Raw genomic sequence first — 13680 nt, 5'->3', positions numbered from 1 at the left:
GAAATGCGCGTCGGCGCAGAGGAGGCACGCACCCGCGAGGGCGCGTGCCTCCTTCTCGCGCGCCCCGCGAGATGCCACCTGTACGGGCGACACGCCGTCCCGGAGCGCCACAGGTGGCATCTCGCGGACGTGAGCCTGGTCCGGGAATAGGAACGGCACCCCTGCGTTGAACTTGAGCGTAACCGACTCAACTTCCTCAGGAGGACAGGTGCCCGACAACTACAGCGAGGCCGGAGCGAGCTCGTTCGACGACTTCCTCGCCCGCTACCTCGACGGTGAGCGCGCCCGCGCGGCGCGGTCGATCGACCTCAGCCGATTCCTCACCGCCCGTACCCGCGACATCCTGCAGTCCGCAGGACGCTTCGCCCTCGAGCGCGGCCAGACCGAGCTCGACGCCCTGCACGTGCTCCGCGTGCTCATCGACGATGAGACCGTCTCGCAGGCCGTGCGCCGCATCGGCGTCGACCCCGCCGCCATCGCCACCGCCGCGGAGGCGCGCCTCCCGCAGGCCGACGAGGCCCACGCCTCGCAGAACGCGGCCACCATCACCCCCAGCGCGCAGCGCGCGCTGTTCCACGCCTACCAGGTCGCCCGCTCCAGCGGCTCGACCTACATCGAGCCCGAGCACCTCTTCTTCGCGCTCGTGCTCGGCCAGGACGCGCCCGCCGGGCAGGTCCTCGCCCGGGCCGGCGTCACCGCCGAGGCCCTCACCCAGGGCATGCGCGAGGCCGAGGCCCCGCAGCAGCAGGAGGCGGGGGAGCCCTCCTCCGACACCCCGATGCTCGACAGGTTCGGCACCGACCTCACTGCTCTCGCCCGCGAGGGCCGGCTCGACCCGGTCATCGGGCGCACCGACGAGATCGAGCAGACCGTCGAGATCCTCAGCCGCCGCACCAAGAACAACCCGGTGCTCGTCGGCGAGGCCGGCGTCGGCAAGACCGCGATCGTCGAGGGCCTGGCCCGCGCGATCGTCTCGGGAGAGGTCCCCGAGCAGCTGCGCGGCAAGCGCGTGATCTCGCTCGACCTCCCCGGCATGCTGGCCGGCACCCGCTACCGCGGCGACTTCGAGGAGCGCCTCACCGGCACCATGGACGAGATCGCGGCGCACGCCGGCGAGCTGATCGTCTTCATCGACGAGGTCCACACCGTCGTCGGTGCGGGCGGAGGCGGCGAGGGCGGCATGGACGCGGGCAACATCCTCAAGCCGCGTCTGGCCCGGGGCGAGCTGCACCTGGTCGGCGCCACCACGCTCAAGGAGTACCGCACCATCGAGAAGGACCCGGCACTGGAGCGGCGCTTCCAGCCGGTCCGCGTCGGGGAGCCCGGCATCGAGGACGCGGTCGCCATCCTGCACGGTCTGCGCCCCGCCTACGAGGAGCACCACCGCGTGCGCTTCACGGACGAGGCCCTGCGCGCCTCGGTCGAGCTCTCGGCCCGGTACCTCACCGACCGCGTGCTGCCGGACAAGGCGATCGACCTGATCGACCAGGCCGGCGCGCGCCTCCGCCTCCGCCTGGGAGCGGGCGTCGACACCGGCGCTCTGCTCGAGCGTCTGGCGACCCTGGAGGCCGACAAGAACGCGGCCGTCTCGGCCGAGCACTACGAGGAGGCGTCCCGCGTCCGCGACGAGATCACCGCCGTGCAGGCGGAGCTCGACGCGGCCACCGGCAGCGCCCCCGCGGAGGCGGTGGTCGGCGAGACCGAGATCGCGGCCGTCATCGCCCGCGCCACCGGCATCCCGGTGTCGCGGCTCACGGAGGGGGAGCGCGAGCGCCTCGCGCACCTCGAGACCGAGCTGCACCAGCGGGTCATCGGCCAGGACGACGCGGTCACCGCGGTCGCCCGGGCCGTCCGCCGCAGCCGCACCGGCCTCGGCGACTCCTCACGTCCCGTCGGCTCGTTCCTGTTCCTCGGCCCGACCGGTGTCGGCAAGACGGAGCTGGCGCGCACCCTCGCGGGCTCGCTCTTCGCCGATGAGCAGTCGGTGATCCGCTTCGACATGAGCGAGTTCGGCGAGCGTCACACGGTCTCGCGGCTGGTCGGCGCCCCTCCCGGGTACGTCGGCTACGACGAGGCCGGTCAGCTGACCGAGCGCGTGCGCCGGAACCCGTACTCGGTGGTCCTCTTCGACGAGATCGAGAAGGCGCACCCCGACGTGTTCAACCTGCTGCTGCAGGTGCTCGATGATGGACGCCTGACCGACGGCCAGGGCCGGACGGTCGATTTCCGCAACACGGTGATCATCATGACCTCGAACCTCGGGTCGGAGTTCCTGGCCTCGCGGTCGGGTGCGCTCGGCTTCGTCGCTCAAAGCGACGCGTCGGCCGAGGGCTTCGCCTCGGAGAAGGACCTGCGCGACCGCGTCATGGGCCGTCTCCGCGAGGCGATGCGGCCCGAGTTCCTCAACCGGATCGACGAGATCGTCCTGTTCCGCCGCCTCGGCCGCGAGCAGCTGCGGGAGATCGTCGGCATCGTCCTCGACACCACGCGCTCCCGCCTCGCCCCCCGCGAGGTGACGCTCGAGGTGACGGAGGCGGCCGTCGACTGGCTCGCCGAGAACGGCTACGAGCCGCAGTACGGTGCCCGGCCCCTGCGCCGGCTCGTGCAGCGCTCCATCGACGACCGGATCGCCGACCTGTTCGTCAGCGGCGAGGTCTCCGACGGAGGCGCGGTCCGCGTCGACGCCGTCGGCGGCGAGCTGCTGGTGACCTCGGCCGCCGCACTCCCGCTGGCCGCGTAGCCGGTCCCGCTCGGACCCCCGTCCCTCCTCCTCCCGCGAGCAGCGCCCGCGGCGGGGGAGGGACGGGGGTCTTCGCATCCCCACGGCTTGCCACAGCGGTCCGGGCGGGATAGACACGAGAGCACGAGAACCGGAGGCACGATGTCGAACCCGCGCTACTACGACCCCGTGGGCAAGGCGGTCCGGGCGCTGCTCGTGCTGAGCCTGGTCTGCTTCGCCCTGGCGGTGGGCATGTTCGCCCTCGACATCGTCATGCCCGGCACGATGACGGACGAGCGGCGGCCCTGGGCCGAGGCCAGCGGGGCGCTCGCCTCGTTCGGCGTGCTGGCCCTCATCGTCTACTTCGCGACCGTCGCGATCGTCGGCGCGATCCGGGGCCGCGGGCAGTAGCCCCCGGCTCCGACGCCGCCGTCCGACGAGAACGCGTCCGGCCCGCGGGATCCGAGGATCCTCGCGGGCCGGACGCGTTCTCGCGAGCCGTCAGGCGCCGGTCAGGGGCACTTCTTCGCGGTGATCGTCACCTTCAGCGTGGCGTCCGGAGCGACGGGGGAGCCGCCGGCCGGCTCCTGCCCGGTGACCTGGCCGGCGTCGGGCGCCTTCGGGTCCTCGGCGCAGGCGAGCGTGATCTTCGTGAAGCCGGCGGCGCCGAAGGCGTTCTTCGCGGCCTCCAGATCCTGGCCCGTCACGTTCGGCACGATCTTCTGGTCGCCGGAGCTGGTGAACACGGTGATCGCGGTGCCCCGGGGGGCCGAGCCCGACGGGTCGGCGCGGGTGACCGTCCCGACCGCTGCGTCGCTCGCCTCCGTGCCGCCCTGGACGACGCCGAAGCCGGCAGCCTCGAGCTTGGCCTCGGCGTCGGCGGAGGAGAGCCCGACGACGTCCGGGATGTCCACCTTCGGGACGACCTGCAGCGAGCCGTCGGCCTCCGGGAAGTCGGTGCCGCCGTACTTCGCGTCGGCGGCGCGCATCACGACCGGCCAGATGCGGTGGCGCGCGGTGGCGGCGGATCCGGAGTCGAAGGAGTAGCGGCCGAGGCGCAGGTTCGCGTCGCCCTTCACGTTGAACACGCCGACGGCGGTCGCGACGCGGGTGCTCGCTCCGGTCATCCAGGTGGCCTTCGCGTCGTCGGTGGTGCCGGTCTTGCCGATCAGCGGCACCCCGTCGCCGGTGCGGGAGGCCACGGCCGTCCCTCCGCCGGTGAAGGTCGCCTGCAGGGCGACGGCCGCGGTGGCGGCCACGTTGCGGTCGATCGACTGGCGGCAGTTCGCCGGGGGCACCGGCTGGTCGGCTCCGGCCGAGTCGGTGATGCGGTCGATCGCGACGGGGTCGCAGGTCGTGCCGCCGGAGGCGATGGTGGCGAAGGCGCCGGCCATCGAGAGGGGCGAGACGTAGTTGGTGCCGAGCACCGACGACGGGTTGTGCTCGAGCTCCTCGCCGCTGCCCTGCTTCACGCCCATGTCGACCGCGGTGTCGCGGATGCCGCACAGGTCGAGCTCACGGGCCATGCCGACGAAGCCGGTGTTGAGGGAGGTCTTGGTGAAGGACACCGGGGTGCCGACCTCGCCCGTGCCGCCCTCGTCGTTCTTGGCGCTCGTCTCGTTGCTCGTGTCGGTGCCGCCGGCGACGCAGGAGTCCGTGAAGGTGCCCCAGGTGGACTTGCGGGTGCCGTCGACCGACTCGTTGATGCTGTGGCCCTCCTTCAGCCACTCCACCAGGGTGAAGAGCTTGTAGGTCGAGCCCGGCTGGATCCCGGAGGATCCGCCGTTGGCCTGATCGGTGCTGTAGTTCACGGCGCTGTAGGACGGGTCGGTCGTGAGGACGTCCGGATCCTGCGAGTACTTCTTGTTCTGGGTCATCGCGAGCACGCGCCCGGATCCGACCTCGACGCTGACCGAGACGGCCCCGACGTCGAAGTTCCAGGTCTGCGGGACCTGCGCGTCGACGGCGGCGACGGCCGCGTCCTGCAGGCCGACGTCGAGCGTCGTGTAGACGTCGAGGCCGCCGCGGCGGAAGTTGGTCCAGCGGGTGTCCTCGTCGGCGCCGAAGATCTCGTTGTTCTTCAGGACGTTGGTGACGTAGTCGCAGAAGAAGCCGGCGTTGCCCGCGGTCGAGCAGCCGGTGCTGGGCTGGGTGATGCGGGGCTCGATCGGAGTGGCCACGGCGGCGTCGTGGTCCTCCTGCGAGATCTTCCCCTCCTCGAGCATCTTGCCGATGATGTAGTCGCGGCGGTCCTTGTTGCGGGCGTAGCCGTTCGCGGCGCCGTTGTCCGGATTGTCGGGCTGGTCGATCCGCAGGACGGCCGGGTTGTTGACGATCGCGATGAGGCTCGCGGCCTGAGCGATCGAGAGATCCGCGGCCGAGGTCGCATAGTAGTAGTTCGCGGCGGTCTCGAGGCCGTAGGTGGTGCCTCCGAAGAACGCGATGTTGAGGTAGCCCTGGAGGATCTGGTCCTTCGTGTACTGCTTCTCGAGGCCGATGGCGAGCTTCATCTCGCGGAGCTTGCGCTCGGGGGAGGTGCGGGTGGCCTCGTCGATCGCGGCCGCGCGCTCGGCGTCGTCCGAGATGTTGCGGACGGCCTTCTCGACGAGCACGTTCTTCACGTACTGCTGGGTGATCGAGGAACCGCCCTGCACGTCGTTGCCGAGCACGTAGGTCTGCGCGACGGCGCGGAGAGTGCCGGGGAGGTCGACTCCGCCGTGGTCGTAGAAGCGGGGGTCCTCGCCCGAGACGGCGGCGTCCTTGGCGGCCTGGGCGATGCGGTCGAGCGGCACCTCGACGCGGTTCTCGACGTAGAAGGAGGCGAGCAGCTGCGGGGATCCGTCGGAGCCGGTCGCGTAGATGTTGCTCTTCTCGGAGAGCTTGTCGACCTCGAGGTAGTCGGGCAGTCCGTCGAAGACGCCGATCGACTGGTTCGCGGCGACGCCGGCGAGCGCCACGGCGGGGGTGACGGTGACGGTCACGAGGACTCCGGCCACGACGCTCATGCCCAGGAAGCCCACGATCGCCTTGACCACACCACCGGTGATCCTTCTGTCGGACGCCAAACCTTCTCCTTCGCGAATCCCCCCGGATGCTGCGACGACCGCGGCCGACGCCCTGCACGCTCCGTGCGGCAGGTCAACCTCGACAGACTAACCCGAGAGCCCCCGAAGACGAAGGCCCGGCCAGAGGCCTGAAAAGACCCTGACCGCCACCCGGGCGACGGCGTTCCCTAGGCTGTCGGCATGGCGAGCCCCTCCTCCGACCCCCGACCGGCCGACGCGACGACCTCGGAGGCCGCTCCGGTCGCGCCCCCGCAGGTCGTCCCCGCACCGCCCACGGGCGCCCTCTCGTACGCTCTCGGCTTCCTCGCGTTCATCGGGATCCCGTTCCTCAGCCTGATCGTGGGCGGCATCGTCATGGCGTCCGTGTACCCCTCCGCCCGGAGGAAGGGCGGGCTCGCCGCGGAGAACGCGCGGAACGCGGCGAACTGGGGGCTGACCGTGATCCTGATCGGAGTCGTGACGCTCGGTGCGCACGTCGTGCTGCTCTTCGCCGCCTCCGACACCCCGCTCGCGAAGGACTTCTACCCGATCGGCATCCCGATCACGCTGTTCGCCGTGCTCTGGCTGGTGCACTTCGTGCTGATCATCTGCGGACTGGTGAAGGCGAACCAGCGCGAGGTGTTCCGGCCGCGCATCGCGATCCCGTTCCTGCGCCCACCCGCGGCCTGAGCTCAGGCGCCGACGGGCCAGAGGTAGTCGAGGCCCGGCGGCGTGCCGGGGAACAGCGGGCCGTAGTGGTCCTCGTCCTTGGTCACGAGTTTGGAGCGGTGCGAGAGGTGCAGCCGCTCGTCGCCGAACCACGGCGGGAGCGGGTGGTCGCCGGTCAGGTAGGCGGCGAGATCCTCCGGGGCGGCGGCGAGGGCCTCCTCGGTCTTCACGAGGCACGTGTCGGCGAAGCCGCGCTCCGTCCACTCCGCGCAGGTCTCGCGCTGGTAGGTCATCAGCGCCGGCCGGTAGCCCCGCCACATCCGCGTGACGGGGTGGTTCTGCCAGCCGTACCCCGGGACGGTCAGCGCCCGCATGACCTGCAGCGTCTCGACGCGCTGCTTGCCGAGCCGCTTGCTGTCGAGGGCGCGGACGCTGCGGTGGAAGTCGGGGTAGGGGAGGAAGGTCTGCACGCCTCCCAGTCAACAGCGGCCCGTCTCCCTCCGGCCACCCTCCCGTCACGCCGATGTCGCCTGGCGTGCGTAGCGTCCGGGGCATGACCGGACTCCCCCTCCTCGCCACCGACGACGTGCAGCTGCGCTGGGCGCGGCCCGAGGTCCTCGACTCCGCCCGCCACCGGATGCTGCGCCTGCTCACCCTCGCCGAGCGCCTCCGGTACGAGGCGACGGGGCGGCGTGAGGTCCGCGACAGCTTCCTCCTGGGCCGGGTGCTCGTGCGCGAGCTGGCCGCCGAGACGCTCGGGATCGACCCGCTCGAGGTCGCGGTGGACGCGCGCTGCGAGCGCTGCTCCGGTCCGCACGGCCGGCCGGCGCTCCGCGGCGAGCATCCGGCGCTGGAGCGGATGCGGATCAGCATCGCGCACTGCGACGGCGCAGTCGTCGCGGCGCTGGCGACCGGCCGCGACATCGGGATCGACGCGGTGCGCGCCCGCAGCGTCCGCGATCGGGTGGCCTCCGGGGTGACGACGGCGGAGCAGGTGCTCGCCGATCTGCGCTCGCAGGCGGTCGCGAAGGCCGACGGGCGCGGGACGTCCAGCGACGAGCCGATCCGCTTCCGCACCCGGGAGGGCGCGACGGAGGCGTGGATCGAGGGCTCGAGCCGGTACTTCGCCGTCTCGGAGCCCACGGTCCACTCGGCGCTCGTGGTGGCGGTCGCGGTCGCTCAGGAGTGACCGCGGAGCGTCGTCCCCGGGCGATGCGCCGGCCGGCGCCTAGGCGAACAGCGACAGCGTGATCGTCGAGTGGTAGGAGCCCGGCTCCACGTCGGGTTCGGCGAGCAGCCGCAGCTCGGCGTCGGCGCTCCAGGTGCCGGCTCCGCCGGCGGCTCCGAGCAGCAGCGCGTCGCGCAGGCCCGTGCCGCCCTCGAGTGCCGAGGCGACCGGCCCGCCGGCGGCGGCGCCGGTGCCGGTGAGGACCCGCGGGGTCCAGCCGAGGTGGTCGGCTCCGATCGACGCGCTCGCACTGGTGAGGGCGCTCGCCGAGGCGAGGACGTACCAGGCCGTCGGGGAGCCGCTCCGCGAGTCGGTGACGGTGACCTGGGGCAGCCCGCCGGTGAATCGGCGCTGCACAGCCGTGGATCCGGCCTCGACGAGGTCGACGGCGTCGGCGGCGACCGAGAGCGAGAGGGAGCCGGGCTGCGCGGGAGGGGTGATGTCGACGTCGACGTCCACGCCGTCGAGGTCGTGCAGCAGGGGTGCGGTGCGAGCCGGGTCCTCGCCGGTGAGCGGATCGGCGGCGTCGGGCGCGGTGGCGGAGGGGGAGTCGGCGGGCCGGTCTGCGGTGGGCCGGTCCGCGGGGGAGGAGCCTGTCGTCGGCTGCGCGGGCTCGACGGGGTCCGCGGAGGAGGGGCTCGAGGAGCGGCGGTCGGAGGCGCCGGATCCCGCGCCGGGAACGGAGGGGTCCGCAGTCGACCCCGTGTCGTCCGCGGGCGAGGTCGCGGTCGGGGTCGACGCCGCTTCCGGAGCGGTCATCGCCTCGGGCGCGAGTGCGGCGGAGGCGAACACCACGGAGAGCACGAGGGCCGTCGTCGGGACGAACGCGGCGAGAGCGCGGGTGGTGCGGGTCACGGACGGTCCAGTTCTGCGGGCTCTGCGATGCGCCCGCATGTGATTCCTACCAGGAGCGCGAAGAGCTCTGCACCCCCGCTTCCGGGTGGAGCGCCGCGGAGCGCGCCAGCGGGCCCGGCCATCCCCGTATGGGCGTAAGATCCGACACATCCTCAGCGCCTCCTGAAAAGAGTTCCATGGCCGTCGTCCGACCGTCATTCCGCGGGGCGGCCATCATCGCCGCGTGCGCGACCGCATTCCTCACCGCCGGGTGTGCTTCTCAGAGTGGACCTCCGCCGGCGCCCGATCTCGACCTCGGCCCCTACGCCGACGTCCACGCGGTCCTCGACCCTGCGACGGAGTCGATCAGGACGCCGATGGACGCGTACTTCCTCGACGAGAAGGCGCTGAACCGGATCGACCAGGCGAACAACCTCCTCTTCGGGGAGTGCCTCCGGGCGAGCGGCCGTTCCTTCCCGCCCGCGGAGGTCGACCTGACGGCGCTCCCACCCCGTCCCGACACGTCCTTCGGCATCTGGAGCCCCGAGCGGGCGGCCAGGCTGGGGTACGGCTTCGACGACTCTGGGGATGCACCGTTGGAAGCGGCGAACCAGGCGTCCATCGCTCGAGGAGACGCCGATCCGGGGTGGGGTGCGGCGACGGATGCCTGCGACGAGTCGATCGAGCGCCTGCCCCATCTCGGACGCTCTTCCGGGAGCGACGCCGCCCGAGCGGTCGCAGGGCCGGCCTACGACGTCCTTCACGACGCAGGAATGCTCTCCTCGGCCGACCCCCGATGGGAGGAGGCCCGCTCCGAATGGATCCGCTGCTCGGAAGAGCACGGACTCCGGTTCGATCCTGCGGAGCCGCACGCCTCGGGGCCCGAGATCCCGGATGATCCGGAGGCCGCGATCCGGACCGCCGTCGTCGACGTGCAATGCAAGGTGGACACGCGCCTCATCGAGAAGCTGACCTCGCTCCGGTCGCAGTACGAGGCCGCTCTGATCGACCGGCACCGGACCGAGCTGGACGAGGTGGCGGAGAAGGAGCGCGAGGTCCTCGAGCGCGCCGACGCCGTCATCGCCCGGCACGGAGCGGCGGCGTGACCGCCGAGCCGCGATCCGGCACCCGGGCTCGCGTCCGCCGTACGGGACTCCGCGCTGCTCCCGTGGCGCTCGCCGTGCTGCTGCCGATGGCCGGGTGCGCTCCCGCTGGGGCACCCGTCGACGAGCGTCTCGACATCAGCGACTACTCGGAGGTGCACGCCGTCCTCGATCGGACGAACGAGCTGATGACCTATCCGATCGACGCGTACTTCATCGACGCAGAGGGCCTCGGCCGGATCGTGCAGGCCAATGCCCTGCTGCGGGACGACTGCATGCGGGAGGGCGGCCGGACGGACCCGTCGGCGGCGTACGACCTCGCCCGGTCCGCCGTCGTCACGGAGACGACCTTCGGCATCTGGAGCCCCGAGCGCGCGGCCCGTTCCGGGTACGGCTTCGACACGCCTCCCGCGGCGGCCGTCGAGGCGGCGAGTGCGGCGGTCCTCGAGGCCGCCGCCGCCGCCGATCCGGGGTGGGAGGACGCGATGAGCGCGTGCGAGGACCGGGTCGAGACCCTGCCCGGCCTGGGACGCGACTACGCGGCCGACGAGGGGATGGAGATCACTCAGCTGCCGCAGGCGATCACGAACGACGCCGGGCGCCTCGCATCGGCGGATCCCCGGTGGGACCAGGCGCGCGCCCGATGGGGCGAGTGCCTGGTCGCGCACGGACTGCAGCTCCGCACCGACAGCGAGCAGCCCTGGTCGCCCCAGGTGCCCGATGACCCCGAGGCGGCGATCCGGACGGCGGTGCAGGACGTGCAGTGCAAAGTAGACACCCGGCTCGTCGAGACGCTGAGCTCGCTGCAGGCGCAGTACCAGGCGGCGCTGATCGACGGGCATCGCGCCGAGCTGGACGAGGTGGCGAAGAAGGAGCGCGCGGTCCTGGAGCGCGCCGACGCCGTCATCGCGCGGCACGGGCGCTGAGCCGTGGCCGACCATCACGGATCGGTGCGCCTGCCCGCCGTCGCCCGGCCGCGAGCGCTCGCGGCCTTCCTCGTGACCGTCCTCCTCGTCGGAGCCGTCGGAGTGGGAGTGGGAGCCTCGCTCCGATCCTCCGACGACCTCGACACCGCGGCCGAGCAGCCGCCGCCCCCGGTCGAGGTCGAGGTGGAGCGGCGCTCCATCGTGCCGCCGCGGACGGTGCAGGGCGTCGTCGACCCGGGTGACACCCGGACCGTCCCGTTCGCGGGCGTCAGCGCGCCCGCGGTGCTGCCCTACGTGACGGAGGTGGGGACCCCTCAGGGCGGAACCCTCGCCAGCGGCGGTCTGCTGCTGGCGGTCGCAGGCCGACCGCTCCTCGGCCTCCGGGTCGCGGCTCCGCTGTACCGCGATCTGCACGTCGGCGACTCGGGGGCGGACGCGGAGGCGTTCGAGGAGGCGCTCAGCACGCTCTCCGACGCGGACTTCGCTGTGGACGGCGCCGTGACCGAGGCGACCGTCGCTGCCGCCGACGAGCTGTGGCGCGAGCGCGGCTACCGGCTCCCGACCGAGAGCGTCGCGTCACCTGAGGGCGGATCGTCGGATCCGCGTGCGACGCCGGCTCCCACTGCCACGGCGCCCCCCGCCGCGCTCACGAGGCCTTTCGTCGACGTGACGCAGATCGTGCAGCTGGAGTCCGACTCGGTCTCCGTGCTCTCGGCGCTCGCCGTGGGAGCGACCGCGACCACTGCGGAACCGCTCGCGGTCCTGCAGACGAGCCCGCGGCGCATCGTCGCCCGGGCGACCGTGCTCGACGCCGAGGCGCTTCAGGCGGGGACGCCGGTCGTGCTCCACGCGGACGGCCGGCCCGAGCGATCGGGGACCGTCGCGCGACAGGGGGACTTCGTCGCCGCGGACGGTACCGCGGGGAGCGCCGCCGGCCGCGACCTGTTCCTCGACCTGCCCGCGGACTGGGCCGATCTGGGCGACAGGGCGTCCGTCGTCGTCGCCGCGGCGACGGCCGGAGACCCCGTCCTCGCCGTGCCCCTGACGGCGGTCCACCAGGCCTCCACCGCTCCGTTCGTCGTGATCGGCCGGTCCTCCCGGTACACGAGGGGCGAGGAGGTTCCGGTGACCGTGCTCGGAGTGGGCGACGGTTGGGCGAGGCTCGACGAGTCGACGGGACCCGCCGCGGGCGACACGCTCGTGGTGACTCCGTGACCGCGCCGCTGCTGTCGCTGCGCGGCGTCGCTCGCCGCTACGCCGGTGGAGGATCGGCGGGCGCGCTCACAGGGCTCGACCTCGATGTCCGCGCAGGCGAGTTCGTGGCGATCGTCGGACGCTCCGGCGCCGGCAAGTCGACGCTGCTGAACGTCCTCGGGCTCCTCGACTCGGCGGACGAGGGGGAGTACCGCGTCGCAGGCGTCGACGTGGCGTCGCTCCCGGAGCGGGAGCGCGACGCTCTGCGCTCCCGGACGTTCGGCTTCGTGTTCCAGGACTCCTTCGTCCTGCCCCAGGAGACGGTCGCCCGGAACACGGCGCTCCCGCTCCGGACGCGAGGCGAGCGGACGGGGGACCAGCGCGAACCGGTCGCGCAGGCGCTGGAGGGTGTCGAGCTCCTCCCGCTCGCGGATCAGCGCGCGGGCACGCTCTCCGGAGGCGAGCGGCAGCGCGTCGCGATCGCGCGCGCCGTCGTCGGCCGACCGGCTGTGATCCTGGCGGACGAGCCGACCGGGAACCTCGACTCCGCGACCGCCGACGCCGTCCTGGGGGTGCTGTCCGCGCTGCACCGCACGGGCGTGACGATCGTGCTCATCACGCACTCTCCGGAGGTGGCGGCGCACGCCCAGCGCCGGCTCCGCCTCGAGGACGGACGAGTGGTCGACGACTCGGGCGCGGCCGGGACCGGGGAGGACTCCTCCGGCGGGGATCCCGCCGACGCGGCTCCGTCGGCAGCGGCGCGCCGCCGACGCGCACCGCACCTCGCCGACGCGGTGTCGTCGCTGCTGCTCTCGCCCGGCCGGACCCTCGGGATCCTCGCCGCGTTCGTCCTCGCTGTCGCCGGGCTGGTGACCTCGGTCGGGATGAGCGCGACCGCGGCGCAGCAGATCTCGGCACGGCTGGACGCCGCGGCCCTCGACCAGATCACGGTGCGTCTGCCGGCCGAGACGACCCTGCCTCAGCTGCGGGAGGCGGCCACGGACATCGGCGGTCTCCGCGGAGTCGAGGCGGCGAGCGCCCGCCTGACCGTTCCGGCGGCGGTCGCGCACCCGGAGCGCTGGGTCGCCTCCTCCGTCGTCACCACCGACGCCGCGGTGATCGCCGTCGACCGGGCGTTCCTCGACGTCGAGCTCGTCACCACCCGTCCCTCGACCTCCTCCGACTGGCTCGACGCGGCCGACGGAAGTCCCGTCGCCCTGCTGGGCGCAGGAGCGGCGGCCGACCTCGGGATCCCCGTCGGCAGGACGGGCGACACCGTCCGGATCGCGGGAGCACCCGTGGTCGTGGCCGGCTTCATCGAGTCCTCGCAGCGCGATCCGGCGCTCTCGGAGTCGATCCTCGTCTCGCTGACCGATCTGGAGGTGCCGGACCGGGCCGAGCCCTCGGTGGTCGCCCGCACCGCACCCGGCCGGCCCGCGGCGATCGCCGAGTCCGTCCCTCTCGCCGTCGACGCCGCCCACCCCGAGCGCTCGGTCGTCCAGACGGTCGCCGACCTGCGGCTGCTCAGCCGGGGCGTGAGCAGCGACCTCGCCGCGAACCTCCTCCTCGTGTCGCTGCTCCTGCTCGTGCTGGTCTGCCTGACGAGTGCGACCTCGATGTTCCTCGCCGTCTCGGCGCGCACCCGCGAGATCGCGCTGCGGCGGGCCGTCGGAGCGACACGGTCCGACATCAGGGCGCTCTTCCTCGCCGAGGGGACGGTGATCGGAGCCGCGGGCGCCGTCTCGGGCCTGGCTCTGGGGGTCCTCGCGACCGCCGTGCTCAGCGCCGCGCAGGGCTGGGCGCCGGTGCTCGACCCGCTCAGCGCCGCGGCGGGAGTCGTGGCGGGGATCGGAGCGGGCGCGGTCTCGGCCGTCGCCCCCGCCCTCCGGGCCGCGCGCATCGAGCCCGCGCTCGCCCTGCGCGCCGGATGATGCGCCGCAGACGCAGAGGAGGGAGCGCCCGC

At 73.1% G+C, this 13680-nt stretch carries 11 protein-coding genes; 8 read left to right on the top strand and 3 right to left on the bottom strand.

Translation table 11 applies throughout. The annotated features are described in order from the left end of the window. Positions 1 to 208: 208 nt before the first annotated feature. Positions 209 to 2740 (top strand): ATP-dependent Clp protease ATP-binding subunit, encoded by a 2532-nt coding sequence (locus C5D44_RS11920; RefSeq protein WP_104281759.1) that lies wholly within the window; start codon positions 209 to 211, stop codon positions 2738 to 2740. A 141-nt stretch (positions 2741 to 2881) separates the two neighbouring features. Then, positions 2882 to 3130, top strand: a complete 249-nt coding sequence (locus C5D44_RS11915; protein WP_104224361.1) for a hypothetical protein — start codon at positions 2882 to 2884, stop codon at positions 3128 to 3130. Positions 3131 to 3231: 101 nt separating this feature from the next. Here the strand turns inward: C5D44_RS11915 and C5D44_RS11910 are convergent, their stop codons facing one another. Beyond that, positions 3232 to 5784, bottom strand: a complete 2553-nt coding sequence (locus C5D44_RS11910; RefSeq protein WP_258067962.1) for a transglycosylase domain-containing protein — start codon at positions 5782 to 5784, stop codon at positions 3232 to 3234. Positions 5785 to 5964: 180 nt separating this feature from the next. Here C5D44_RS11910 and C5D44_RS11905 point away from each other — a divergent pair, with 180 nt between their 5' ends. After that, on the top strand, positions 5965 to 6453 hold the full coding sequence (locus C5D44_RS11905) for a DUF4870 domain-containing protein (RefSeq protein WP_104281758.1): 489 nt from the start codon (positions 5965 to 5967) through the stop codon (positions 6451 to 6453). A 2-nt stretch (positions 6454 to 6455) separates the two neighbouring features. Here the strand turns inward: C5D44_RS11905 and C5D44_RS11900 are convergent, their stop codons facing one another. Continuing rightward, the gene (locus tag C5D44_RS11900) at positions 6456 to 6902 is read right to left on the bottom strand and encodes an MSMEG_6728 family protein (protein WP_104281757.1); all 447 of its coding nucleotides are present in this window, start codon (positions 6900 to 6902) and stop codon (positions 6456 to 6458) included. An 83-nt stretch (positions 6903 to 6985) separates the two neighbouring features. On the opposite strand from C5D44_RS11900, the gene C5D44_RS11895 reads away from it, so the two are divergent. Further along, the gene (locus C5D44_RS11895; protein ID WP_104281756.1) at positions 6986 to 7621 is read left to right on the top strand and encodes a 4'-phosphopantetheinyl transferase superfamily protein; all 636 of its coding nucleotides are present in this window, start codon (positions 6986 to 6988) and stop codon (positions 7619 to 7621) included. Positions 7622 to 7660: 39 nt separating this feature from the next. Here the strand turns inward: C5D44_RS11895 and C5D44_RS11890 are convergent, their stop codons facing one another. Further along, the gene (locus C5D44_RS11890; protein WP_104281755.1) at positions 7661 to 8515 is read right to left on the bottom strand and encodes a hypothetical protein; all 855 of its coding nucleotides are present in this window, start codon (positions 8513 to 8515) and stop codon (positions 7661 to 7663) included. 176 nt (positions 8516 to 8691) lie between these two features. Here C5D44_RS11890 and C5D44_RS11885 point away from each other — a divergent pair, with 176 nt between their 5' ends. The 4 genes from C5D44_RS11885 to C5D44_RS11870 are packed head-to-tail and all read left to right on the top strand — an operon-like array spanning position 8692 to position 13648. Continuing rightward, positions 8692 to 9600: a hypothetical protein gene (locus C5D44_RS11885; RefSeq protein WP_146088040.1), complete on the top strand. Its 909-nt coding sequence runs from the start codon at positions 8692 to 8694 to the stop codon at positions 9598 to 9600. Next, positions 9597 to 10523, top strand: coding sequence for a hypothetical protein (locus C5D44_RS11880; protein ID WP_104281753.1), 927 nt, complete (start codon positions 9597 to 9599; stop codon positions 10521 to 10523). Before C5D44_RS11885 ends, C5D44_RS11880 begins: the two co-directional genes overlap by 4 nt. A 3-nt stretch (positions 10524 to 10526) precedes the next feature. Continuing rightward, positions 10527 to 11738, top strand: a complete 1212-nt coding sequence (locus tag C5D44_RS11875) for a hypothetical protein (protein ID WP_104281752.1) — start codon at positions 10527 to 10529, stop codon at positions 11736 to 11738. Further along, positions 11735 to 13648 (top strand): ABC transporter ATP-binding protein/permease, encoded by a 1914-nt coding sequence (locus C5D44_RS11870; protein WP_146088039.1) that lies wholly within the window; start codon positions 11735 to 11737, stop codon positions 13646 to 13648. Before C5D44_RS11875 ends, C5D44_RS11870 begins: the two co-directional genes overlap by 4 nt. Positions 13649 to 13680: the final 32 nt, after the last annotated feature.

This window comes from Rathayibacter sp. AY1B5, assembly GCF_002932795.1.
GTDB lineage: Bacteria > Actinomycetota > Actinomycetes > Actinomycetales > Microbacteriaceae > Rathayibacter.
The sequence above is the reverse complement of the archived record's forward strand: the minus strand, read 5'-3'. Positions and strand labels throughout refer to the sequence as shown.

Excerpts from the sequence above, each read along its gene's own strand:
- C5D44_RS11915 (WP_104224361.1), top strand. The coding sequence starts at position 2,882 with ATGTCGAACCCGCGCTACTACGACCCCGTGGGCAAGGCGGTCCGGGCG.
- C5D44_RS11905 (WP_104281758.1), top strand. The coding sequence starts at position 5,965 with ATGGCGAGCCCCTCCTCCGACCCCCGACCGGCCGACGCGACGACCTCG.
- C5D44_RS11895 (WP_104281756.1), top strand. The coding sequence starts at position 6,986 with ATGACCGGACTCCCCCTCCTCGCCACCGACGACGTGCAGCTGCGCTGG.
- C5D44_RS11885 (WP_146088040.1), top strand. The coding sequence starts at position 8,692 with ATGGCCGTCGTCCGACCGTCATTCCGCGGGGCGGCCATCATCGCCGCG.